The sequence below is a fragment of the Natrinema pallidum DSM 3751 genome (assembly GCF_000337615.1).
GTDB classification, from domain to species: domain Archaea; phylum Halobacteriota; class Halobacteria; order Halobacteriales; family Natrialbaceae; genus Natrinema; species Natrinema pallidum.
This window is the reverse complement of the sequence record NZ_AOII01000053.1, coordinates 1-23,901: the sequence shown is the minus strand read 5'-3', so window position 1 is coordinate 23,901 and position 23,901 is coordinate 1. Positions and strand designations below refer to the sequence as shown.

Annotated in this window: 22 protein-coding genes and 2 pseudogenes; 12 read left to right on the top strand and 12 right to left on the bottom strand. The window is 65.3% G+C overall.

Features of this window, described 5'->3' with window-relative positions; translation table 11 throughout:
• Positions 1 to 163: 163 nt before the first annotated feature.
• A pseudogene (locus C487_RS09340) lies at positions 164 to 424 on the top strand (ATP-binding protein); the annotation flags it as partial.
• 230 nt (positions 425 to 654) lie between these two features.
• Here C487_RS09340 and C487_RS09335 read toward each other — a convergent pair.
• A complete protein-coding gene (locus tag C487_RS09335) occupies positions 655 to 1,755 on the bottom strand; it encodes an archaeosine biosynthesis radical SAM protein RaSEA (protein ID WP_006185497.1) in 1,101 nt (366 codons plus the stop codon).
• 192 nt (positions 1,756 to 1,947) lie between these two features.
• Between C487_RS09335 and tgtA the strand changes: the two genes are divergently transcribed.
• Together tgtA and C487_RS09325 are read left to right on the top strand one after the other, a co-directional pair.
• A complete protein-coding gene (gene tgtA / locus C487_RS09330) occupies positions 1,948 to 3,423 on the top strand; it encodes a tRNA guanosine(15) transglycosylase TgtA (protein ID WP_006185496.1) in 1,476 nt (491 codons plus the stop codon).
• Positions 3,424 to 3,593: 170 nt separating this feature from the next.
• Positions 3,594 to 3,950, top strand: a complete 357-nt coding sequence (locus C487_RS09325) for a TRAM domain-containing protein (protein ID WP_049908060.1) — start codon at positions 3,594 to 3,596, stop codon at positions 3,948 to 3,950.
• 197 nt (positions 3,951 to 4,147) lie between these two features.
• Here C487_RS09325 and C487_RS09320 read toward each other — a convergent pair whose 3' ends face one another.
• A complete protein-coding gene (locus C487_RS09320) occupies positions 4,148 to 6,118 on the bottom strand; it encodes a hypothetical protein (protein ID WP_006185494.1) in 1,971 nt (656 codons plus the stop codon).
• 213 nt (positions 6,119 to 6,331) lie between these two features.
• Here C487_RS09320 and arcS point away from each other — a divergent pair, with 213 nt between their 5' ends.
• Both arcS and C487_RS09310 read left to right on the top strand, forming a co-directional pair.
• On the top strand, positions 6,332 to 8,083 hold the full coding sequence (gene arcS / locus C487_RS09315; protein WP_006185493.1) for an archaeosine synthase subunit alpha: 1,752 nt from the start codon (positions 6,332 to 6,334) through the stop codon (positions 8,081 to 8,083).
• A 259-nt stretch (positions 8,084 to 8,342) separates the two neighbouring features.
• Positions 8,343 to 8,939 carry an HdeD family acid-resistance protein gene (locus C487_RS09310; protein ID WP_049908059.1) on the top strand — a complete coding sequence of 199 codons (597 nt, stop codon included), beginning with the start codon at positions 8,343 to 8,345 and terminating at the stop codon, positions 8,937 to 8,939.
• Positions 8,940 to 9,153: 214 nt separating this feature from the next.
• Here C487_RS09310 and C487_RS21000 read toward each other — a convergent pair whose 3' ends face one another.
• The 4 genes from C487_RS21000 to C487_RS09295 all read right to left on the bottom strand — a co-directional run bounded on the left by C487_RS21000 (position 9,154) and on the right by C487_RS09295 (position 11,451).
• Positions 9,154 to 9,324: a DUF7576 family protein gene (locus C487_RS21000; protein ID WP_006185491.1), complete on the bottom strand. Its 171-nt coding sequence runs from the start codon at positions 9,322 to 9,324 to the stop codon at positions 9,154 to 9,156.
• Between the two features lie 451 nt (positions 9,325 to 9,775).
• The gene (locus C487_RS09305; protein WP_006185490.1) at positions 9,776 to 9,982 is read right to left on the bottom strand and encodes a hypothetical protein; all 207 of its coding nucleotides are present in this window, start codon (positions 9,980 to 9,982) and stop codon (positions 9,776 to 9,778) included.
• A gap of 130 nt (positions 9,983 to 10,112) precedes the next feature.
• Entirely contained in the window at positions 10,113 to 11,132 is a 1,020-nt protein-coding gene (locus C487_RS09300; RefSeq protein ID WP_006185489.1) for a phosphoribosylaminoimidazolesuccinocarboxamide synthase, read from the bottom strand.
• A gap of 55 nt (positions 11,133 to 11,187) precedes the next feature.
• Positions 11,188 to 11,451, bottom strand: a complete 264-nt coding sequence (locus C487_RS09295; protein ID WP_049908055.1) for a hypothetical protein — start codon at positions 11,449 to 11,451, stop codon at positions 11,188 to 11,190.
• A 35-nt stretch (positions 11,452 to 11,486) separates the two neighbouring features.
• Between C487_RS09295 and cofH the strand changes: the two genes are divergently transcribed.
• A complete protein-coding gene (gene cofH / locus C487_RS09290; RefSeq protein ID WP_006185487.1) occupies positions 11,487 to 12,866 on the top strand; it encodes a 7,8-didemethyl-8-hydroxy-5-deazariboflavin synthase subunit CofH in 1,380 nt (459 codons plus the stop codon).
• 89 nt (positions 12,867 to 12,955) lie between these two features.
• Here the strand turns inward: cofH and C487_RS09285 are convergent, their stop codons facing one another.
• Together C487_RS09285 and C487_RS09280 are read right to left on the bottom strand one after the other, a co-directional pair.
• The gene (locus tag C487_RS09285; protein ID WP_006185486.1) at positions 12,956 to 13,864 is read right to left on the bottom strand and encodes a cupredoxin domain-containing protein; all 909 of its coding nucleotides are present in this window, start codon (positions 13,862 to 13,864) and stop codon (positions 12,956 to 12,958) included.
• A gap of 160 nt (positions 13,865 to 14,024) precedes the next feature.
• Positions 14,025 to 14,708: a cyclase family protein gene (locus C487_RS09280; RefSeq protein ID WP_006185485.1), complete on the bottom strand. Its 684-nt coding sequence runs from the start codon at positions 14,706 to 14,708 to the stop codon at positions 14,025 to 14,027.
• 245 nt (positions 14,709 to 14,953) lie between these two features.
• On the opposite strand from C487_RS09280, the gene C487_RS09275 reads away from it, so the two are divergent.
• On the top strand, positions 14,954 to 15,289 hold the full coding sequence (locus tag C487_RS09275; RefSeq protein WP_006185484.1) for a hypothetical protein: 336 nt from the start codon (positions 14,954 to 14,956) through the stop codon (positions 15,287 to 15,289).
• 170 nt (positions 15,290 to 15,459) lie between these two features.
• Positions 15,460 to 15,918 (top strand): nucleoside deaminase, encoded by a 459-nt coding sequence (locus tag C487_RS09270; RefSeq protein WP_049908053.1) that lies wholly within the window; start codon positions 15,460 to 15,462, stop codon positions 15,916 to 15,918.
• A 1,627-nt stretch (positions 15,919 to 17,545) separates the two neighbouring features.
• Here C487_RS09270 and cofG read toward each other — a convergent pair.
• From cofG to C487_RS09245, 4 genes are all read right to left on the bottom strand, one after another.
• Entirely contained in the window at positions 17,546 to 18,724 is a 1,179-nt protein-coding gene (gene cofG, locus C487_RS09260; protein ID WP_049908057.1) for a 7,8-didemethyl-8-hydroxy-5-deazariboflavin synthase subunit CofG, read from the bottom strand.
• A gap of 68 nt (positions 18,725 to 18,792) precedes the next feature.
• Positions 18,793 to 19,503: a 2-phospho-L-lactate guanylyltransferase gene (gene cofC / locus C487_RS09255; protein ID WP_006185480.1), complete on the bottom strand. Its 711-nt coding sequence runs from the start codon at positions 19,501 to 19,503 to the stop codon at positions 18,793 to 18,795.
• Positions 19,504 to 19,656: 153 nt separating this feature from the next.
• Positions 19,657 to 20,838, bottom strand: coding sequence for a tubulin/FtsZ family protein (locus C487_RS09250; protein WP_006185479.1), 1,182 nt, complete (start codon positions 20,836 to 20,838; stop codon positions 19,657 to 19,659).
• Positions 20,839 to 21,249: 411 nt separating this feature from the next.
• Positions 21,250 to 22,170, bottom strand: a complete 921-nt coding sequence (locus C487_RS09245; RefSeq protein WP_006185478.1) for a complex I NDUFA9 subunit family protein — start codon at positions 22,168 to 22,170, stop codon at positions 21,250 to 21,252.
• A 111-nt stretch (positions 22,171 to 22,281) separates the two neighbouring features.
• Here C487_RS09245 and tmk point away from each other — a divergent pair, with 111 nt between their 5' ends.
• The 4 genes and pseudogenes from tmk to C487_RS09235 all read left to right on the top strand — a co-directional run.
• Positions 22,282 to 22,887, top strand: a complete 606-nt coding sequence (tmk, locus tag C487_RS09240; protein ID WP_006185477.1) for a dTMP kinase — start codon at positions 22,282 to 22,284, stop codon at positions 22,885 to 22,887.
• A gap of 107 nt (positions 22,888 to 22,994) precedes the next feature.
• Positions 22,995 to 23,189, top strand: a pseudogene (locus tag C487_RS21505) (Lrp/AsnC family transcriptional regulator); the annotation flags it as partial.
• Positions 23,189 to 23,374, top strand: a complete 186-nt coding sequence (locus C487_RS21500; protein ID WP_083864567.1) for an Lrp/AsnC ligand binding domain-containing protein — start codon at positions 23,189 to 23,191, stop codon at positions 23,372 to 23,374. The pseudogene C487_RS21505 and the gene C487_RS21500, both read left to right, overlap by 1 nt.
• A gap of 164 nt (positions 23,375 to 23,538) precedes the next feature.
• Positions 23,539 to 23,901 (top strand): potassium channel family protein (locus tag C487_RS09235; RefSeq protein ID WP_006185476.1); only part of this gene is annotated, 363 nt, incomplete at its 3' end.

Below are 23,901 nucleotides of genomic sequence, written 5' to 3'. Positions count from 1 at the left end.
GGTGGCCTTATGCGAAGCGGCGGTGTTCTTACTGGTGTCGGATCGTTGTGTGTGCATGCCATCGATCCGGCTTCTAATCTAGTTAAAGTGATTATTCTAGCTCGTAGTGATATCTCTTGGACATACCTGAGCTAATTTCGAACTCGTGCAACAGGCTAATGAACTAACGTTGACAGTCGCCGACGACGGTCCCGGTATCCCACCCGAGGAGCGAGAACTCCTCGAGGGCGACCGCGAGATCACGCAACTCCGCCACGCGAGCGGGCTCGGTCTCTGGCTCGTCAACTGGGTCGTTACCCAGGCCGGCGGCCGACTCACCTTCCATGATAACGAGCCGCGAGGGACCGTCGTGACGCTCGCGATTCCGCGCGCCGACGCGGAATCGGTCCGGTCGGCGTCGGACGAACCGGCGACCGGCGATTAACCCGTTTTACTCCCCGCTCGTAGAAGCCCGAGCTACCGCCAAGGGGTACGAGCCCGCACCCAGCGCGGCGATCGCGGGTTCCGGAACGGCGACCACCGGGAAGCCGACGCGATCGAGACGGCTGGCTCGAGGTCGTTCCAACACCACGCTCTCGACGGGCGTGCCGTGAGGATCAGCGTCGGCTCGTAGTCACGTCCGTCGCCCCGCGTGATCGTCGGCGAGGGGCCGGATTACCGGGTCAGCGGCTGGTTGAAGCTTCGCTCGCGCTCGATAACCGTCTCCCAGGTCAGTTCGCAGTCACAGGAGACCTGCTCGAAGACCGTCGGCTCCTGGCGCAGGTCGAAGTCCTTGATCGCCTTCTGGACGAGGTCATCACACTCCTGACAGTTGTGCGGACCGCGGTCGGAGCCGTGCCCGACGGGGTCCGAGACGACGATGGCGTCGGCGTCGGCCGTTTCCGCCAAGACGTGGGCGACCGACCAGAGCCACGGCGGCCGGTAGCCGTCCTCGAAGTAGAGATCGTCGACCATCGTGTACCGCTGGACGTTACACGGGTTCATCGAGACGGTATGACAACCCTCGACATCGGCACAGCGCTCGACCGAGGAGATCATGTCGTCGACGGCCTCCGCTTCCGTGAGGAAGGGCGGCTTCATGAGGAGATAGGCCTTGATACCGGCCTTCGTGTCGCTGCCCGCGTCCGTGTCTGCAGCGGCGGCTTCCGCGCAGGCGTCCTCGAAGTCGGCGAAGTCGAAGTACTTGTTCACGCAGTCGTGGCGCACGCGGTCGGTCGCCGTCTCGAGGCCGATCGCGACGTCGGTGTCGAGTCCGTGCTGGGTGAAGTCGGCGATCTTCTCGCGGTCGACGAAGTCGGGGAGCGACTCGACGACCATGCGGTCGCGGTCGGCGAAGGTGTCGGCGATCGCTCGACGACTCTCGGCGCTGACCTCGCGCTCGTCGAGGAACGATCCGGAGGTGTAGATCTTGATGAGTTCGGCGGGCTCGTCGGCGTTCTCGTCCTCGTGGGCGAGACAGACGTCGATCTGGTCCATCAGTGCCTCGTGGGAGACGGAGCCGCCGTCGACGCTTTCGGCGACGTAGCCACACATCGTACAGCCGCCGGCGCGGGCCCACCGACAGCCGCCGGTGTTGAGGATGATCGTCAGACTCGTCTTGACCCCGTCGGGAGTGTTGTCCTCGTCGAGCCAGACGCGGGTCGGTTCGTGAGGGTCGTAGCTGGCCTCCTTGCGGGAGCGGATCTCCCTCATCGCCTGATTGTGGGCGTCCATGCCCTTGCCCTGCTCGTAGACGTCGGGCGTGGGTTTACTCATTAGGGGACGAAAGCGGCCCGGAGCGTAAAGCGCCTTCGTCTCCCCCCGTGTGGACGGTTCCGGAACTGCGGCCCCACTTTCACCTCGCCGTCTCGAGGAGGGCTCCGTCCGGTCCAGCGCCGTGACGGGGCGTCGGCGATCGGGCGGACGAAAACCGTCACGTCTTACGTCCGACGGTCCAACGGAGGGGCAATGCGCGAGTCCTTCGAAGTCCGGGACACCGACGCCGGCGGCCGCATCGGGGAACTCACCGTTCCGCGTGCCGGTACGACCGTCGAAACCCCGGCCTTGCTACCAGTTATCAATCCGAATCTGGATACGATCAGCCCTCGCCGACTCGCCGACGAGTTCGGCGCGGAAATTCTCATCACGAACTCCTACATCATCCACGGCGACGATACGCTCCGCGAACGCGCTCTCGAAGAGGGGCTCCATGACCTGCTCGATTTCCCGGGCGCGATCATGACTGACTCCGGCTCGTTCCAGCTTTCGGAGTACGGCGAGATCGACGTAACGACGGCGGAGATCCTCGCCTTCCAGCGCGAGATCGGCTCCGATATCGCTACGCCGGTCGACATCCCGACCCCGCCGGACGTCTCCCGCGAGCGCGCCGCGGCGGATCTCGAGACCACGCAGGACCGACTCGAGGTCGCCGAGGCCGCCGACACGGGCGAGATGCTCGTCAGCGCGCCCGTGCAGGGGTCGACCTATCCGGATCTCCGCGAGCGGGCCGGTCGCCACGCCGACGGCACCGATCTCGATGTCTTCCCGGTCGGCGCGGTCGTGCCGCTGATGAACGACTACCGGTACGACGATATGATCGATGTCGTCGCCGCGGCCAAGCGCGGCCTGGGAGCCGACGCACCCGTCCACCTCTTCGGTGCCGGCCACCCCATGATGTTCGCCCTCGCCGTCGCGATGGGCTGTGACCTGTTCGACTCGGCTGCCTACGCGTTGTACGCCCGCGACGACCGCTATCTCACGGTTCGCGGCACCCGTGCGCTCGACGACCTCGAGTACCTCCCCTGTTCCTGTGCCGTCTGTACCGCCCACTCGCCGGACGAACTTCGCGCCCTGCCCGACGCCGAGCGCGAATCCGAACTCGCCGCCCACAACCTCCACGTCACCTTCGCCGAGATCCGCCGGATCAAGCAGGCCATCCGGACGGGCGATCTGCTCGAACTCGTCGAACAGCGCGCCCGCGCCCACCCGACGATGCTCGACGGCTACCGCACACTGCTCGATCACGCCGCCCAACTCGAGCGGAGCGATCCCGTCTCGAAAGGCTCGTTCTTCTACACCTCCCACGAAAGCGCTCGTCGCCCCGAAGTCGTCCGACACCATCAGCGCCTCGAGCGGCTGTCCGTCCCGGACAGCCTGCTTCTCACGGAGGGGACCGCGCCACGGAGCGACGAGTTCGACGACTCCTGGCGCGTCGAACCGCCGTTCGGACCCTTCCCGCGTGCGCTGTCGAAGAGCTACCCGCTCACCGCGGAGGTCCCCGCCCGAACCGATCGGGCCGCCCTCGAAGCCGCGGCTGACGGCGTCGCCAGCCTCGTCGCGACGAACCCGGAGACGACGGTCACCCTCGCCCACGAGGGATGGCCGGCCGCCGTCCTCGAGCGCGTTCCCGACGCCGTCGCGCTGGTGGACCTCACCGCGAACTGATCGGGGCCGTCGTCGGTACACTCGAGTCGCCCGCTGCGGGGACCGTTCCGCCTCGAGCCCTCCTGCAGACGGTCTCCTCCCTCTCGTCGGCCGTCTCACGCTCGCGGGGCGTCGCCGGCGACCTCGCCCGGATCGGAACATCGAAGACCCAGGCGCTGTCCGGTTGCGATATGCTCGGCCCAGCAGTAGTCGGCGGTGGCGTCCTCGTTGTGCTCGTACTCGTCTCGTGGCTGTTCAAACGCGTTCGCGGCGGCTCCGCGGACGAACGGCAGTCCCGGTCCCGACACAGAGATGCCCAGGAACGCGATCCGCCGGTCGACATCGGCGACGTCGAGGAAGTCGCAATCCGCGAATTCAGTGATCATCACTCCGGTGAGCGGCGGGCAGTCGGCAAGGTCGAAGGGTTCGTCGTCTTCGTCGAAGACGTCCCCGACGCCTGCGAGGTGACCGACGTGATCCGGATCAAGATCCTCTCGTTCAATCGCGGCCACACGTCGGCGACGGCGACCCACCTCGAGACCGTGTAGCTGACCCGTTGCGGTCGGTCTCCCTCGGCCGCCGTCAGCAACGCACCGCGTTTCGATCGGCGGTCAGCACTCACGATTGCTGCGGACACTCGGAACGCGGGCAGGGAGGCTTAGCGATTCGCTGCCGACTGTCGTCTCGATAGCGTCAAAAAACGAGCCGGAACGGGGTCGACTGCGCTCAGCCGGATTTCGGTGCGTTACTCGCGTCGTCGAAGGACGAGCGTCGTGAGCAGTCCGGCGACTGCAGCGAGACCGACGCCGAGCCCGAATCCGGGCACGCTATCGGAGTCGTCCTCGCCTTCCGCTTGTTCGCTGTTCTCCGCGTTGAGACCGAGATAGCTGCGCATGCCGTCAGTGTCGACGTCGGGGAACTCCTTGTCCCAGTCGCCTGCCTGATGGACGGTCGTCTCGGAATCGACCACGCCGAGGTGTTCGATGTCGGACTTGGTCGCCGAGGCGGTATCGACGTCACCCATGTCGTCGACGTAGACGTACATGGACGTGGTGTTCCCATCGGATTCGGTTGCAACGCCGCTAATCGAGACGGTGTCGCTGAACGTCTCGGTGACCTTGCTCATGTTGTCGAACTTGGCACCCGCTTCGACTCGCACCGAGTCACCGGTGATACTGCCGTCGATACGGGCGACCTGGAGTTCGGATTCGGAGAGCGCGGTCATGAACTGGTCGCTCTGCGCGTTCGACGAGCCGGTGGGGCCGCTCTGGGCGGATTCGGCCATCGCGTTGATCGCATTCCCGGCGAGGTCCTTGCTCTCGACCTCGAACTGTCCGTCGACCGAGAGCTTGTCGCCGTCGGTTTCGGCCGTCAGATCGAACTTGACGTCGTTCGGCGTCTCGATATCGTTCGCCTTGAGCTCGGCGATGTAGTCCTTCCAGTTTTCGGTTTCGCTCGTGAGTTCGGCGTCGAGCGTGAGTTCATTCCCGGAGGTTTGCTCGACCGACGCGTCCCACTGCATCTCCCACGTCAGATCGGCCTTCTGCTGTGCGTCGATCGCAGCGCGGGCATTATCGATGTCTTCCTGCGGCATCGTACCGTTCATGTCCGTCGATTCGGCCAGATCGAGCATCGCGATCGTGAGCTTGTCGTAGTTCGCGAGCGCGATCTCCCATTCGACATCGAACGTCCCGTCGCTCTGGTTCATCGTGAACTCGAAGGTCTCGATCTCGAGTTCGGTGATGTTGGCCGCGATCGTCTCGGCTTCCGATTGGCTCAGGTCGGACGAGTCATCGTTCGCCAGAGCGGTCGCAAGCTGTTCCTCGATACCCGCGTCGATGCCGGTGTACTCGACCGTAAAGTCGAGCGTGAGCCGGTTGTCATCGGTGGTTCGCTCCTCGTACTCGTACTCGTTGATCTGGATGTCGCTCGTACCACCCATCTGCGTCGCGATCGCACCGTACTGCTCTTGGAGGGTCTGCTTGGCCGCCTCTCGAGTTTCCCACTGTTCGGCGCTGAAGTCGTAAATACTCCGCTCCTGAGCCACGTCGATGGTATATCCGTCGCTCGTGTCCTCGAGGGACACGCTCATCGACGTGTCGTCACCGGCGGCCATCGTCCCGGATTCGGCGGAGATGGTGCCTGCCGTCTCGAATCTGTCAGCGGTGGCAGTCATGTGTCCGCTGGTGGTGGCCTCGCCAGTGGTCGTGGAGTTGCTTTCGAACGTTCCGGCCGCGGTCGCGTCGAACTGATTCCGCTCGTCGGAGATCTCACCGGAGACGTCGACGGAGAGGTCCGTGACCTCGTCCGGCTGCTGCATGACGAGGGAGCCGTTCCCGGCGAATCCTTGCTGGTCGAGGATCGCCGAGAAGTCCGCCGACTCGAACTCCTCGTTTTGCATCTCGTCGTCGAGGTCGTCCGCGACCAGCATGTGGACCAGCCCTTCACTGGCGTCCATGCCCAGATCGACCTGGTTGACGTCCGATTCGTTGTCGTCGTAGCGGAGGACGGCGCTGCCGTCGTCGCGGAGGTACACCTCGTCGGCCGGATCGAGGTCCGATTCGGCCTGCGAGACCGTTTCGTACGATTCGACGGGTGATTCCGTCGCTTCGGCAGTCGTCGTCGAACCGCCGTAGATTGCCGGCAATCCGATCGTCGCGATACCGACGGCTGCAACGAGAAGAACGACGAGGAACGCTCGCCCGCCGCTCTTCAATCGCCGTCTCGAGTCTGGTCTTCGGTCCGATGACATAGTCGTACTTCCAACTACTCCCGTATAAAGATTAATTTTCCAAAATATCCGCCAATGGATGCTCTCGCGGGACGAGAGGAATACAGCCGCCGACAGTCACGATTCTGGAACGGTGTTGAGTCGATTGCGATCACTCGCTATCGACAACCTCTTTCGCTCGCCCCGGTCATATCGAGTATGACCGACTATTTCGAAGTACACGAGCGCGACGGGGCCGCGCGCGTGGGCGACCTTCGCCTCTCCTCGCCACTGACGACGCCCGCACTCGTCGACGACGTCCTCGAGGACGCGGGGTCGCTCTGGAGCGGGGACCGGGACCGTCCCGCGGGCGACGACTCGCAACTCACCGTCCTCCCCCATCGGGCGTTCCCCGGCGGTACGCCCGCGGAGGTACAGGAATCGTTCGCCGTCGACGCTCCCGATGTCGACTACCCGAGCGTCGCGGTCGTCTCGAGCGAGACCGTCGCCCCCCAAGAGACGGACGCGTACGCCCTCTCGAACGTCCAGTCCGTGATGGGACACGGTGCGGCGCTCGTCGAGGCCGTCGTCGATGTCCGCGAGGCGATTCCGACCGACACCGCCCTGCTGTTCTCCGGAGTCGCGACGCCGCGGAACGTCGCCCTGTTGGCCTACGCCGGCGTCGACCTCTTCGACGGGACCGCGGCCGCGATAAAAGGGACCGAAGGTCGCTATCTCACGACCGACGAGGCGTACTTCCTCGAGGATCTCGACGAACTCCCCTGCTCGTGTCCGGCCTGCCAGCAACCTCGCGAGGAGTTTACGCGCGCCGATTGTGCCGAGCACAACGTCTCCGCCCTCGAGTCCGAACTGGCGATCGTCCGCCGCCGGATTCGGGACGGGCGGCTCCGGGATTACGTCGAAGGGCAGGCCCGCCACGACCAGTGGCTCACCGCCGCGATGCGCGAACTCGACGACCAGTGGGGATATCTCGAGGAACGGACGCCGATTCTACGGGACGCCCGGATCGACGCCGCGACCGCGGACACCATCCGTCGGGTGGAGATCCAGCGCTTCGCCGATCGGGTGACCACGCGGTACCGGAATCGGTTCCGAAACCCGCTCGTACTCGTCCCCTGTTCGGCCGCCAAGCCGTACAGCGAGTCCCAGAGCCACCGCCAGTTCCACGACGCCATTCAGTGGCGTGCCCACCTCGTTTCGATGACCAGCCCGATCGGCGTCGTCCCGCAGGAACTCGAGACGACCTATCCCGCCCAACACTACGACACCGTGGTCACGGGTCGGTGGTCCGAGGACGAAAAGCAGTTCGTGAGCGATGTCCTGCAGCGGTACCTCGAGCGCAACGAGTATCCGGAAATCATCGCCCACGTCCCCGACGAGGGCTACCGCGACATCGTCGAGCGCGTCGAGGAACGACTCGCCCTCGACGTTACCTACACGGTCGCCGACCACCCGACCGACGACGAATCGCTCGCGAACCTCTCGAGCGCCCTGTCCGGCGAACTGAAATATTCCAAGCGCGAGCGCGAGCACAACACCGTCCGCGCGATCGCGGACTACCTGCTCGGCGATGGGGCCGGTGACGACCTCTTCGCGGACATTCAGACGACCAGTCGCTATCCCAAGATCCAGGTCCGCGACCCCGACGATACGCAACTCGCGACGATGGTTCCGCAGTACGGGACGCTCTCGTTCACGCTCGCGGGCGCACGCCGCTGGCTCGAGAGCGACGCACCGACGAAGCGCGTCGAGATCGACGGCTTCGTTCCCCACGGCAGCGTGCTCGCCCCGGGCGTCGTCGACGCCGACGAGGACATCCGCGTCGGCGACGAAGTCGTCGTCGAGGGACCGAAGGCCTTCGCCGTCGGCCGCGCCGAGATGTTCGGCCGCGAAATGGCCGAGAGCACGCGCGGCATCGCTTGCGAGATCCGCCACGTCGAGGAGACGTAGCACCGACTCCCTCGGACACTCCGTGAGCAGATGCTTGCGGTACGTCGCTGCGGGAACGCGTTGGCCACAGCGTTCACACTCGCGCCGATCGCGGTTTCGACCGTCGGTGCTAGCGGTCGGTTGTGCTTCCCCCGAGTGAGCCGCGTGCCGCGCTCGAGACGCAGTCTGACCGATCGCTGACCCGTCTGGCATCGATACATACTGTCAAATCGTATAGTAGTTATATACTCACATGTCGTACAGTGAATCGGAGATTCCAATGACCACAACCAACCACAGCACCGAATCGGACGGCTACTCCCTCGAGAACGACTGGCGAACGCTCGCGATCGCGGGCGGGATCATCGGCCTGATCGGGTTGTTCGCGATGGCTGTACCGGCGGTTACCGGCCTCTCGATCTCGCTCGCGCTCGGCGTTCTCCTCGTCGCGGGCGGCGTCGTCCACGGCGTCCACGCGTTCGCCGCGCGGGGCTGGCATCGGTCGAGTTGGCAGGTCGTGCTCGCGCTCGTCTCGGTGCTCGCCGGACTGGCCGTGCTCGCGGCACCCGTCGTCGCGCTCGTCACCCTGACCCTGGCACTCGTGGCGTATCTGGCCGTCCACGGCTTCGCCGAACTTGCGACGGCGATGCGGATGCCCCAGTCCACCGGGCGGACCTCCGTTGCCATCAGCGGCGGCATCGCGATCGTCCTGGCCGGATTCCTCTGGGTCGGCTTTCCGGCGACCGCGGCCTGGGCGATCGGCCTCCTGGTAGGCGCGAACCTCCTCGTGTCCGGTCTCTCGATGATGACCGTCGCCGTGGCTGCCCGACCGACCGACGACGTGTCCCCCTCCGCGACTAACCCTCGCGGTGCGTGAGTCCTTTTTTGCGACGCCGTTCGAACCCGTCTCCCGTCGGTAGCCGTCACCGTCCCCGATACTGCTCGGCCCCGTCGACCACGCCGATCGACAGGTGACCCGGCTGGCACCACGGACGGCCACGTCGATCGTCGTTTTTCGGATCGGGAGCACGGTCGTTCCGAACGGTCGACTCGAGAACCGAGTTACCGACGGCACAGTGTGTGAGTGCCGATCAGGCGGCGTTCGACGACTCCCACTGTTCGCGGCAGTCGTCGCTACAAAAGTGGCGGTGGACGGCTGTTCCCTCTTCGACCGTCGTCACGACGCGCTGTTCGGAAGACGACCCCACGGGGCTCCCGCACTGTCGACACTCGGGCGAATCCTCGTCCGGCGAATCAGTCATCGGATGACAGGTCGTCCGAGACCCACTTGAACGAATTCATTGCGGCGGATTCGGCCACGGCCACCCGAACCGGTTCGGCCACCCGTGCATGTCAGCGTCATCGTGGTGGCGCGCGCCGTAGCGCGGTTCGCCGCAGCGGCGAACCGCGCCACGAACTGCGCGAGGGATGAGTGAGCGCCGCGAGGCGCGAGCGAATCGGCTGGGGAGGGCGTGGTACCTCCGTGTTGCCACGGCCGTGGCGACGCCGTTTCCCGGTCCGTTCGCGACGACAGTCGTTCCCGTCTTGGAACGATCCACGTTCCTCGAGACGGCGGGCATCCTCCCGGTCGCGTTCCGGAGCGAGACGAACGCCGTGACTCCCGCTTCGACGGTCGCTCGGCGGTGCGAGTGGAAACGGGTCCGTATCGTCTCCGATCGCGATGAACGGGGGGCGCGGGCGGAGGCGGTAGGGTCAGTCGTCGCTCGACGTACTGCGGGACGCGCCGGCTGCCGTCACGTCCTGTTGGCCGATCCACGTCGACGAGAACAGCGGCGCGACGGCAAACAGGACGACTACGAGCACGAACAGCGACAGCATGACGCTCGCGACGGCTGCGATTCCGGAGGTGAGGTTGAACAGGACGATTCCCGCTGTAACTCCGCTGGTGGCGAGGCTCATTTGCGGTCGGCCGAACGTAACGAGGCCCCCAATATGAGGGTTACTTTGTCCGATTGGGGTTGCGAAACGATACCAGACAACAGATCTCCGTCCGGATTCGAGCCCATCCGTGCCCGGTTCGATCCGGCCGCTACAGCCGCTGCACCGCACCGATCGCGCTCGAGAGCGGCGGCGCGTCGAACAGTTCCCGGCCGGTGTAGGCGTTGGCCCCGGCACAGTACAGTTCGCTGGCGGTCTCGAGGACCGACTCCGACAGCGGCTCCGGCTCCTCGTCGCAAAGGGACTTCCAGTCGGCGACGTTCGCCTGTTTCGCTTCGGCCTTGGCAGCGTTGACGGCCCGGACCCAGTCGGGCTGCGTGCGCTTGTGGTACTGGCGCAGCACCTCCTTCGAGAGTTGCGTCCCCTCGTAGCTGAAGCGGTTTTCGTCGAAGGTACCGACGACATCGGCGACGCGGAGTTCGCCACGATAGTAACAACACTCGATCTTGCCGTCCTGGTGGACCAGTCCGGCCGAATCCGCCTGCTCGGTCACGATCCGGTTGACCTCGCGGGCCAGCGACTCGAGGTCCTCGATCGCCGCCGTCCCGGCGATCGAATCGGCTTCCTCGCGGGTGAGATAGCGGTCGCCCTCTTCGTACTTCGTAGAGAACTCGACGATCGGCTCGTCGAGGTCGACGGCCTCTGCGGGCCAACTCCCGAACGCGAGGCCGTGATCGGCCGGCTCGGTCCGCCGACGCAGGCTCGAGCCGACGGGAACCCGGTTACGGAAGACGATCTCGAGGGGGATCAGGTAGTTCTCACCGGCCGACTCGTGATAGCTGTCGTAATCGTATTCGCGGCCCTCGTGTGGGAGGTCGGGCACCTGCGTGAGGTCGATGGCCATCTCCCAGGGAGGGTGTGATGTGTCCGCGAGGGCAACGACATCGCCGTTTTCCACGACGCCGCGGTAGTGGGTCGGGACGCCCTCGCTCTCGAGCAGTTCGAAGTTGAACGCGCCCATCGTACAGAGGCTCGCCCCCTTTTGCGGAATCTGGTCGGGCATCTTCCCCCAGTCGAACACCGAGTAGTCGTCCGTGAAGACGAACGCGCCGCGGCCCAGTTCCTCGGTGGTCGCTTCCGCCTCGATGCGGAACTCCTTGACGCTGGTCATCGTCCCCACCTCGCGTGGAGTCCGTGGCGTTCGAACGGCTTCGCTGTGCGTAGCGTCACGCGAGACACCTCAGGACGTGTTCGCCCCCGTCGCTCATACTGCAGTTGCCGTGGCCGGAGCGTAAGAAGGTTTCAATATCCGGTCGGCGGTCGGCGGCCCCGACCGTCCCCGCGGGCCGAAGCGAGGCGACGATCGACGCCGTCGGGCCGGATCGGTTCCGGTCGAGCCGATGGTGGCTGGCGACCCCGCCCTGCATCGCGTCATCGGTAGCGGCAAGTCTCGACGCGGCCGATTCGGACGGGGTTGGGTCCGGATCCATCACCCTTTTCTCGCTGTACGGGCATCGTTACGTCGATGGAGCGACCGGTGACCGAGGCCGACCTCACGTTCGATCACGTTCCCGAGACCGACCAGTCCTTCGAGAACGCACTGGCAAAGGCGCGCGACGGCGATCGACTCACCGTCGACGACGCCATCGAGTTATTCACGACGGGGGCGGACGGTGAGGGCATCGACCGGAAACGTAAGGACCGCGTGCTCGAGGCGGCCGATCACCGCCGCGCCGAGCAGGTCGGCGAGGAGGTCACCTTCGTCGCGAACCTGAACAACAACGTCACGACGGCGTGTAACGTCGGCTGTCTCTTCTGTAACTTCAAGGACGCCGCCCATACCTTCGAGAGCGAAGCGGAGATCGAAACGGCCGGGTTCACGAAGACGCCCGCCGAATCCCGCGAGATCGTCGCCGACGCCGTCGATCGGGGCATCTACGAGGTTACCTCAGTGTCGGGCCTGCACCCCGCGTTCGCGCTCGACGACGAGCACCGGGACATCCTCGACGACCACCCGAACCCGAAGGCGGTCAACTACAAGCCGCCCGAACGCTACGATACCAGCCCCGGCACCTACACGGAGCAGGTGTCGGCGATGAGCGTCGACGGGGTCCACGTCCACTCGATGACGCCGGAAGAAGCCTACCACGCCCGGCGAGGGACCGACTGGTCCTACGAGGAGGTCTACCGGCGGCTGCAAGATGCGGGACTCGACACCGTACCCGGCACCGCAGCCGAAATCCTCGTCGAGGAGGTCCGCGAGGTGATCTGTCCCGGCAAGATCAGCACGGACGGCTGGCTCGAGGCCATGGAGGCCGCCGCGAACGTCGGCCTCGGGATGACGGCGACGATCATGTACGGCCACGTCGAGAACGAGGCTCACCGCGCGATGCATCTGCAGCGAATTCGGGACTTGCAGGACCGGACCGGCAATATCACCGAGTTCGTACCGCTTTCCTTCATCCACCAGAACACGCCGTTGTTCGAGCACGACGTCGTCTCGGGCGGTGCGAGCAGGCACGAGGACGAACTGATGATCGCCGTCTCGAGGCTGTTCCTCGATAATATCGATCACATTCAGGCCTCGTGGGTCAAGTACGGTGACGAGCAGGGGTTGAAGATGCTCTCGTGTGGGGCCGACGATTATATGGGGACGATCCTCTCCGAGGAGATAACTAAGCGCGCTGGCGGCGGCTACGGCGAGTTCCGCTCGTTCGCGGACTACGTCGAGATGATTTCGTCGATCGGCCGTGTGCCCGTCGAGCGCTCGACCGACTACGAGACACGCCGGGTCATCGATCCCGACGAGCCGCCGTTCGGTCCCCGGCTCGGGCCGAAGGCCGACGGGACGCCGCTTTTGACCACCGAGGAGCGCGACGCGCGCGTCACCCCGGCTGACGATTGACCGGTCGGCCTTCGCACGGGGGAGCGGTCACCTGCGCTCTTGGGTATCCGATTCGCCCGACCGCTGTGCGATCGGGCGTGCGGTAACGGTCAACGGCTACTATCGACGGCCGATCCCTCGTCATCGGAGTCGTCGTGGAGTGGCCCCGCCTCAGCGAAGCGATCGATATCGGCGAGTACGTCCACGAACGACACTGATCCCCGCTGCTGAATCCGCGTCGGGTCGAGGGCTGGGGTGTCGAGAACCTCCTGTGGTGTCAGCCAAGGCCAGTCACAGCCCTCGTTGGCATCGCTGAGCGTGTTGAGTTCGCGCTCGAGGAACGCCGGACTGAACGGGGGGAGGAGGGGCGGGTCGTCGCTACCCTCGAACGTCGCCTCGTAGTCCGGAACGTGCTCGGCCGCGAGATCGTCGACGACGAGGCGCATACTCATCCCGAACACGTGATGCGAGCCACAGTAGACGTCGTAGACGCCCCGGTTGGAGAACTCGTAGAGCCAGGCCCCGCCGACGTTGAGTACCGGCGACGAAAACGGCGGTACCCCGTCGGGAACCCGGCGCTGGAATCCTTGAGCAGGGTGATAGGCCGTGATCGTATGGTCTGGTGCCGTGGCAGTGAACTGGACGACATCGCCAGGATCGACGTGCATGCCACTGGGTTCGAAATGGAAGAACGGCGGACGGTCAGGATTCGCCGGATCTGCGGGCATGTCGGTGTGGAGTTCGACGATATGATCGGGGGTGAGGTCCTCGGGAACGGTGCCGGCGTCCGGCGTCGCGAAGCCGTACTGCGGATCGAGCGCTGCCGCGTCCGACCCGGTATCGCCGACCCCGCTCGAGTCGGCTGCAGCATCGCTCCGAGCGGCTGCAACACCACTGCCAACGGCGACAGTCACTCCCGCACCTAGCGCTTTCAGCAGCGGTCGCCGCTCGGCGTCGAGCAGGCCGTCCCTCGGTTCGTCGAGCGATTCCTCCGGTCTCTCCTCATCGGGTGGCGTCATCGTAGTACACCTCGAGTGTGTCGACTGCATCGTCCCCCCTCACTCGAGGACGGCATATAACGCCGCGATCGTTTCGTTCCACTCCGAGGATAGATCCGGCACATCGTGGCGTGAACGGCATCGAATTGAGGTCTGCCGTTCAGCGTACGGTACTGACAGCCTATTTCGGCGGAGCCGTGAAACCCGCGCCGGAGCGACGGCGCGACTCCGATTCGTCGACCGCGACGGCCCGAACCGGTGCGCCGTCGGTTCCGAGGGCTAGCGGATAGGCCCGGAGTTCGAACCGGTCTCCCGCCGCGCCGAGGCCTGTCAGGTTCTCGAGAATCAACTGCTCGTTGCCGAGCAGCGCGTGGTGTGCCTGGAACCCCGCGGGCTCGTCCGCCGTGGCGCTGTCCGTCGGCGTCGGATCGGGATTGAGCGTGTCGACGGCCACGTCGAACTCGCGGTCGACGCAGGTCACGGCCGCCGCCGGCGAGAGGAAGGGGTGCTCGAGGTACCGCTCGGTCCCCCAATGGGAATCCCACCCGGTCCAGAACACCGCGAGGTCGGCGTCGACGGCCGGTACTCGAGCAGCGGGAATCGGCTTGCGGGCCGCGAGATCGCGGCAATCGACCCGGACGGCGTCGAAGACGAACCGCTCGACCGGGTACGCGTCGAGGGGTGTCCCGTCCGGGTCGACGTGGATGGGTGCGTCGACGTGGGTGCCGGTGTGACTGCCGCACTCGAGGGCGTCGACGCGGACGCCGTGGTCGTCGTGGGTCGCGTGTCGCCGGACGGTGACCGCGGGATCGTCGGGATACGTCTGCATCCCGGTCTCGATCGGATGGCTCAGATCGACGTGCATACGCGGTATCCGTCGCTTGAGGCGGATAACGGTGTGTGCTCTCGAAGCGCTGCCCGCGCTCGATTGCTGTACCGGTCGTTGCGGCCGACGGCTGACTGCGGCCACGAACCGGTTGTGGACTTCCATCGCCGTGCCAACGAGCGAGCGATTCCACGCCACAAGTGTGAGAGTCGTCCCATCGATGCCTAGTTCACTATACAATTAGTGTACAATTTTATTACTTGGGCTATTTGATTATTGAACGCATGGCAGACGACCAACAATCCATATCCCGTCGCAAAGCGCTGAAAGCAACTGCCGGTGCTGCTGCAGCGACCGTCGCGATGACCGGAACTGCGGCGGCCGATCGGGCCTCGCCCGCGGACGTGTCGGTCGGTGACTGTCTGCGACTGCCGAGTCGAGTCGCCGTTTATGAGTCCTGTACCAGTGACTCGGGGTTCATCGTCCCCGCGAGTACGGCCGGGACGATCGAGGCGCTCTGTCTCGACGAGGGTCGCGTCCTGGTCGATTGGAGGGACCCCTCTCTCAAGGACGGCTACGTCGACGTTCGCGATGTTATTTCGGGCATTGAGCCCTGCTGAGGAACCGGAACTCGCGGAGCGGACCCCACCTGGCCCACCTGTTGATTTATTTTCGCCGGCGTATCGATACGGGAGACGCCGCGCCGTTCGCCGGAGAGCCGGAGAGGACGGAGCGGGATCGCGCTCGAGCGAGGGGAAGCGTTTCGGTGCCGGCGACGGAAACGGTCGGTATGGCGACCGACGACGCCTATGTTCGACGCGCGATCGACCTCGCCGAATCGGCGGTCGACGGCGGCAACACGCCCTTCGGCTCCCTGCTCGTCGTCGACGACGAGATCGTCCGGACGGCCGAGAACACTACGCTCACCGACGACGACATCTCGGCGCATCCGGAGTTCAAACTGGCTCGGTGGGCCGCGAGCGACCTCGAGCCAAGCGAGCGCGCGGCGTGTACGATGTACACCAGCACTGAGCCGTGTCCCATGTGCGCGAGCGCGATCGTCTACGCGGGGCTCGGTCGGGTCGTCTACAGCGTGTCCGTGGATTCGCTCGCGGCCCACCGGGACGACGACGTGATCGACATTCCCTGCGAGGCGGTCGTCGACCGGGCCGGCGGCGAGACGACGGTCGAGGGTCCGGTGCTCGAGGACGAAGGGCTCGCGGTTCACGAGGCGTATTTTTCGCCGTAACGGGGAGACGGATCGGGTCGGCAACACTGTCCCGCCCTCATCGACTACCTGTGGCATCGCGCGCGCAACACCGCGGTGATCGTGGCCGAATCGGGACACGGTTCGAGGTCCTCGGGCGGGTGGTTGCGTGTTATCGGAAGAGCGGCGGTCCCGCGAGTGACGACGGCTCGGTTGGCGACAAGTCCCCGTTGCCGGCACGGACAGGGCGCTCGTCGCCGTCAGGAGCGGGGTAGAACCCGCTCATACGTGAGGGGGTACGAATAGTTCACGGCACACTCCAATAGGTATAAGTCATATCGGTCAAATTTTCAAGTAGAAGCTAGTCTCCGAACACAGAAGCGATAGGGGGCGTGGATCGAAATGCCCCGGGTGTCACAGCACCCGAGACTCGCTTCCAATCCCGAGAGGGAGTTGAAAGCATGACTGCGTACATTCTATCGGGATATAAACGTCCCGCACGACGATGGAATCAACGCCACCAACCAGCGACAGCGCCCGATGCTCGGGACCGGCCACGGGGGTCGCGATGACGGGTCACGACGAGCGGGTCGATCCGGCCAGTACGAGGACGGAGCCGGCCGACGAGGCGGCTGACGCGACCGACTGGTCGCTTCCCGACTGTCCCGNCGCGATGACGGGTCACGACGAGCGGGTCGATCCGGCCAGTACGAGGACGGAGCCGGCCGACGAGGCGGCTGACGCGACCGACTGGTCGCTTCCCGACTGTCCCGTCTGCGGCCGTCCCGTCTGGGTCGTGACCGTCAACGGCCCCAGCGACGCCATCGCATCCCCCTGTGGCTGTTCCGTCCCACCCGGCAGCCTCGAGCGCAGGTAGCTGACTCGAGGCGAGTCGATCGTTTGCGGTCGCACGCGACTCGGCTGCCCGAGCGGTGACGGGGATGCGACCCGACTGCGGGTCGGTCCTCACCGACTCGAGTCCGGCCATCGACGCCTGTTGTTGCGACTCGGCCGCGATAGTCAGTCTACTGTGCAGAACCGTACGCAGACCGAACGTGCCCGGGAAAGACCGAGCGACCGCCGCGTAGTAGGCACTCTCTCCACTGGTGGCTGCCGGTACAGTGATCGATTCGAGCGCCATCCGACCGCTTTTATACTGTTAGTGTGATTACTAATATAATGACGGACGCTAGGGTACTACGCCGTCTCAACGTCATCATCGGACTACTGATCTGTATTCTCGCACTACTGTTACTAGCCGCTTTCCCGCCGCAGTTGCTTTCGCTCGGTATCATTGCGGTTATCCTCATCCCACCGGTAGTCATTCCGATCCTCCTTCTACTCTACAACTGAGTTCCGCAGCGATATGCGGGCTCGGCCGGCCCAGACTCGCAGCACAGTAGCGAACTAGAATACTTGTAGCACAGGTGGCGCTCGACCGCACTGACGGAGATACCGACACGTGAAACCGGGACCAGGTCAGTGAAGCACGCCTTGACAGCGATCAGTGACGTCGAGTTCTGCTTCGGTACTACGTGACCGATCCGTCTCGTGCGTTCCGTGCCCACCGCCGAATCACGAAACCGTAGTACCGGAGACCGATGCTGTCGCCCCCTCGAGAACGGTCCGATCGGTACTCAACCGGGAGCGTACTGCTGCTGCTGCTCGCTCAGTGTGTAGCCGTCGTCGTCTCGTCCCGAAGCACTGCCCGATAGCGCTCGCCCGCCGAATCGTCGGCCGCGAGCGCGTCCCGGATCGTCGGCGAAATCCAGTCGCGACTCCCGTCCGATCCGCCGCTCCCCGCACCGTCGGCGACCCGCCCGTCGAAGCCGCCCGTGCGCAACGCGGGCGGCAGGAACCGTTCGTAGACCGGGAGCCGTTCCTCGAGCGGGAGCGCCGCCGACGCGGCGATCTCCTCGAGTTCCCTGAGCGCGGGCCACGTGTAGTCGGGGTTGATGTGGTCGTCGGTGACCGGCGAGACGCCGCCCAGGTCGTCGACACCGCAGTCGATCAACTCCTTCGCGGGGGTGAGGTTCGGCGGCACCTGTACTGAAACCTCCGCCGGCAGGGCGGCGCGGGCCATCGCCGTCACCTGTCGCATCGTCGCGAGATCGGGCGAGCCGTCGGCCCAGCGTTCGTTCTCCACGACGGGCTGGATGATCACCTCCTGGATATGGTCGTGGCGCTCGTGGAGTTCGCGAATCGCCAGCAGGCTCTCGGCGCGGTCGCGCCAGTTCTCGCCGATCCCTACCAGAATTCCGGTCGTGAAAGCCACGTCCAGTTCGCCCGCGTTTTGCAGCGTCCGTAGCCGCTGCCCGGGAATCTTCTGCCGCGGCCCGGCGTGGGCACCGACCTCGGCGGTCGTCTCGAGCATCACGCCCATGCTGGCGTTGATGTCCGCGACGGCGGCCATCTGCTCGCGGGTCTGGTCACCCGGATTCGCGTGGGGGAGCAGCCCCTCTTCCAACGCGACCTCGCAGGCCTCGCGCAGATAGCCATGGATCGAGTCGTGGCCCCACTCGGCGAGTTGGGCGTGGATCTCGGTGTAGCGCTCGTCAGGGTCGTCACCGAAGGTGAACAGCGCCTCCGTACAGCCCGCGTCGGCCCCGCGCCGACAGATCTCGCGGACCTCCTCGAGCGAGAGCAGGGAGGCCTCTCCCGGCGGGTCGAAGTAGGTACAGTAGGTGCAAGTGTAACGACAGGCCGTGGTGAGCGGAATAAACACGTTACGCGAAAACGTCAGCGCCGACGGTGCGTCGACGTCGTTCGGGCTGACCTCCAGGAGGTCCTCGACGGCCGCGTCGTCGACTGCGATATCGACGCCGTACTCGCTCGCCCCGGGAAACATTACCTCCCAGTGTCGTCGCTCGGCACATAAGGCCTTCACTTCGCGGCGGCCGTCGACCCGAACGGTCGTCACTCCGGCGCGCGATCGCCCTCACGAGCGACGCCGACCCGCCCGCCCCGATCGTCGAGGACGAATCCGAACTCGTGGAGGCGGGCGAGCGCGCGGTCGCCAGCGCGCCCGTGAACGAGCACTTCGACCAGATCCGCCGGCTCGTCGATGTCGGTTCCCAGCCGGAACGAGTCGACCGTCTCGAGGTCGGCTCCGACCGACTGGGCGATCTCGCAGTGGTCGAGGTAGGAGGTGCCGTGGTAGTCCGCTCGGAACGCGGGGTGGCGAACGACGAGCGCGTTCGTCCCGCCACCACGCCCCGGTGCGATCGCGACGTCGGCCGCCGTCGTCAGGAGCCCCTCGAGTGCGCCGGGGGTCGCCAGCGCGAGGTCGGCCATCACGACGGCGACGGGGTTGCGGTCGGAATCGCCGGCCGCGCCGATCCCGTCGGCCGCTCCGTCGCCGCCCGGCAACCGCGCGTTGACCGCGTCGGTCAGCGGCCGCTCGTCGACCGCGACCGACGTGACCGCGGCGACCGCCTCCGGCAACTCGAGGTCGGCGACCGCAAGCGGCGCGGTCGAGACGACCGTCGGCTCGTGGCCGGTTTCGGCGATCGCACGGAGCACGTCGACGAGCATCGCGCGGGCAAACCGCGAGCGCTCGTCCGGGGAGAAGACGGACTCGAGGCGAGTCTTCGGCGTCTCGGCGGCGAACGGGACGACGACGCGCATCTGAATCTGGTTGCGGTAATTCGGGCGCGCTCAAAAGTACGTCGGAGTGGGCCGGGCGTCCGCGAGCGCTCCGCTCGCCGACCCGCGGCCGGTGTCGTGTCCCCCTGACACGAGTGCGTCGCTCGCGCCGTCGGAGATCGAAAGAACGGCGGCCTAGAACAGCGGCTCGAGTTCGTCCTCGTCGTCCTCGACGAGTTCCTCGAGGTTCTCCTCGCTCTCCTGCTGGATGTCGTCGATGTTGTCCTGTGCCTCGATAGCGACCTGCTGGAGGCGCTTGATCCGCGGGACGTTCGTCACGCCCGAGAGCAGGATCGCCGCGGCCACTTCGGGTTCCTCACGGGGGAAGTCGCCGCCCCGGACTTCCATGCTGCCCGTTTCCTCCTCGAGCCACTTGCGGCCGCGTTCGATGCCTTTCCGGTTCAGGTATTCCGGCGGCCCGGAGAGTACGAGCAAGGCGCGCTCGGTGCCTTCGATCTCACAGGGGAGGGTGAGCCGGCCGAGGGCGGCCTTGCGGACGAGGCTGGTGATGCGGTTGGTCGTGTTCGCGGCGTCTAAGTCGTCGTCCGACCCGCCGTCGTCGCCGGTGAACCGCGAGAGCAACCCGCCGCCCGAACTCAGTTCGACTTCCTCGGAGGCGTAGCCGACGGTGGAGACGCCGCCGCCCGAGAGCGTGTTGATGATCTCCGAGGAGTCGACGACGCTCTCGGCGACTTCCTGGCCGTCGCCGACCTCGCCGGCACCGAAGAGGATACCGAAGCGGCGGACGATTTCCTCGTTGATCTGTTCGTAGCCGCCCTCGACGGACTCGCCGGTCTGTCGCCAGGAGTCGTTGTCGAAGACGAGCAGGTTGTCGACTTCGCGGACGAACGTCTGGAAGGACCGCGCCGCGTTGAGCGTGTAGATTCCGCCTTCGTCGGTCCCCGGCAGGACGCCGAGGCCGTAGACGGGGATCGTGTAGATCCGCTTGAGGTGTTTCGCGAGGACCGGCGCGCCGCCCGATCCGGTACCGCCGCCCATTCCGGATACGATCAGGAAGGCGTCGACCTCGTGGGTCGGGATCTGATCGATCGCGTTCTGGACCTCGTCGATGTCCTCCTCGGCGACTTCCGCGCCGAGTTCGTTGTCAGCACCCACGCCGTGGCCCTTGACCCGGGCCTGGCCGATGAGTACGCGATTCTCCTGTGGAATATTGTCCAGACCCATGAGGTCCGCTTTCGCGGAGTTGACAGCGATCGCTGCCCGGACGATTCCGCTACCCGTCCGATCGTCGTAATCGAGGAACCGATCGACGATTTTGCCACCGGCCTGTCCGAATCCGATCATCGCCAGCTTCATTGTTTGTCAGGGGGCTCCGTTGGATTGGAAACAGTGCAATGGAGGATATAAATCTTGTGCAAATCTGACTGTCTCGATTACGTCACTATTGGGGCGAACTGGCCGAATTGAAGCGGTTACGCGCCGGTTTTATCCCCCAGTAAACAAATCTTACTCGGTCGGTACCGATTAGTCACAATGTATGTGTTTACCCCCAGAAATCGCAGGAGGACAGTAGGTTCAAAATCGGGGAATTCAATTAGAAATCCGTAAAATTCGACCGCCGNTGAGAGATATATAAATCAAATAGAGGGTGCTGTTTTCAGCCGTCTCAGTGGCTCAGCCAGGAACTCTATGGGGGTAAACACATGCGTCACAATTATATTCCGTTTGAACATTCGCCTCGGCCGACCGTAAGAGCGAGCGGCGAACTCACGCCGTTTCCGACCGTGCCTGCCGGTGATCGGTTCCATCGAGGCCGAGATACGAACCGAGCGTTCGCAGGTCCGCCGGATCGCGGCCGAACGCGGTCACGTCGTTGTCCCGAACCGTGTTGTCGAACTCGAGCGAGCGGGCCTGATCGGGGCCGAACGGCACGAACGGCAGCGAGCCGACCGCCGAGAGGCCGACCTTCGCCAGCCTCATCGGGATCGGGACGATCGTGACGTCTTTCCCCTCGGCCGCGTAGACCAGTTTCGTCACGTCCGCGAGCGTGGTGATCTGCGGCCCGGCGAGGTCGTAGGTTTCGCCGACGTGAGCGTCGTCCTCGAGCGCGTCGGCCAGCATGGGGACGAGATCGCCGACCCAGATCGGCTGGAAGCGCGTTTTCCCGCCACCAGGTAACCCCGTTACGTACGGCGTCGTCAGGGTTTTCGTGAAGTCGACGAACTCGCCGCCGTCGCCGAAGACGACCGACGGGCGGACGATCGTCCACTCGAGTCCGGACTCCCTGACCATCGCCTCGGCCCGTCCCTTGGCACGGATATACGCCGTGTCACCGTTCGGGTCGGCACCGAGCGCGCTCATCTGGAGGAACCGAGAGACGCCGCCGGCGTCGGCGGCACGAACGAGGTTCTCGGTGCCCCCAACGTGGACCGCCTCGTGGCCCGGCCCGCCGCGGGGTTCGTAGAGCGGCGAGAGCGAGACGAGGTTGACGACGGCGTCGTGGTCCACCACCGTATCGACGATCGACTCGTAGGCGCTGACATCGCCAATCGCCGACTCGACGCCGTCGGGCAGCTCACCGTCGGCAGGAGAGCGAGACAACGCCGTCACCTGATGGCCGCGGTCGACGAGTTCCGCACACAGATTCGTACCGATGAAGCCGGTGCCGCCAGCGACGAGGACGTTCATATTCGGAATGTGATCTTGCAGCGATAAATAGATGGACGGCTACGTTGTAAGGCAGCGCGGGGCCGGGTCGATTGTGCTACATCTAAATAGCACTCTCCACGAGGTGGGACCATGCTGGTCACGCTCGAGGGACTGGACGGCAGCGGCAAGACGACGGTCTGGGAGTCCCTACAGAACCGGTTCCCCGACGCCGTGTTCACGCGCGAGCCCACGGCCGATTCCTGGTACGGCGACGCCGTCTACCGCTCGATCGAGGACGACGACGCCGACCCGCTGGCGGAACTATTCCTCTACACCGCCGACCACGCCGCGCATCTCTCGCGGGTGATCGAACCTGCCCTCGAGCGCGGTGATCTCGTGATCTCCGATCGCTACTCGGACTCCCGGTTCGCCTATCAGGGCGCGACGCTCGCGGCGGCCGACGGTCACGACCTCGACGATCCGCTCGAGTACGTCGTCGACATCCACCGGCCGTTCTCGATCGACCCGGAGCTGACGATCTACCTCGACCTCGATTCCGAAATCGCCGCCGAGCGAGCGGGGACGACGAACAAGTTCGAACGAGCGGCGTACCTCGAGTCGGTCCGCGAGAACTACGAGCGACTGATCGAGCGCGACCCCGACCGCTTCGTTCGCGTCGACGCGACACAGTCGCCGGACGCAGTGCTCAAGGACGTGACGGACGCGCTCGCGGCGGCAATGGAAGCGTTCGAATAATCGTCTCGCTCGGCCGCTCACCGTCTCGAGTAGCCGCGTTGTCGACCGAATGTCGTTGCTCGGTTTGGGCAAAGGCTTTAGTCGTGATAGAGTGTACCACACCGCCGATGGTCCACGCGTTCATCATGATAAAGACGGCCGCCGGAAAGTCCGAGGGGCTGCTCGCGGAGATTGCGGCTCTCGAGTCGGTCGCCGACGCCCACATCGTCGCGGGCAACTACGACATCATCGCGGAGGCCGACGCGCCGGAAGTCTACGACGTGCTGCAGACCGTCTCCTCGAGCGTTCAGGGTCTTGGCGGCTGTCTCTTATACACATCTCNGCGGCTCTCGAGTCGGTCGCCGACGCCCACATCGTCGCGGGCAACTACGACATCATCGCGGAGGCCGACGCGCCGGAAGTCTACGACGTGCTGCAGACCGTCTCCTCGAGCGTTCAGGGTCTTGGCGGCGTCACTGACACGAAAACGTACATCGCGATGGGGTAGACATCGGCGACCGATCCTTGCGGGTCGGGTCGTCGCGGCCGTCGACACGGCGCTCGAATCCGCCTCGCCGTCACACGCCCCCGCTCGAGTCGTTCGGTTCGACCGAACGCGCCCCATGGTAGCTGGGGGCAAGCTTATTTACCGGGGCCGGTGTACCCCTGTGCATGCGGTTCGTGATTATCGGGGCCGGGCGGGTCGGTCTGCGCACAGCACGCGTCTTGCGTGACGAGGGCCACGAGGTGACGATGGTCGAACGCGACGAGCCGACGCGCAGGCGCGCCCGCAATCAGGGGTTTACCGTCGTCGACGGTGACGGGTCCCGGGAAGCCGTCCTCGAGGAGGCCGGCATCACGGCGGCCGACGCTCTCGGGGCGCTGACCGGCGACCTCAACGTCAACTTCACCGCCTGCATGATCGGGAACCACTACGAGTGTCGGACCGTCATGCGGATCGACGAGGCCTACCGCGAGGGAATCTATCGCAAGTACGCCGACCAGGTCGACGAGATCATCTATCCCGAACGGCTC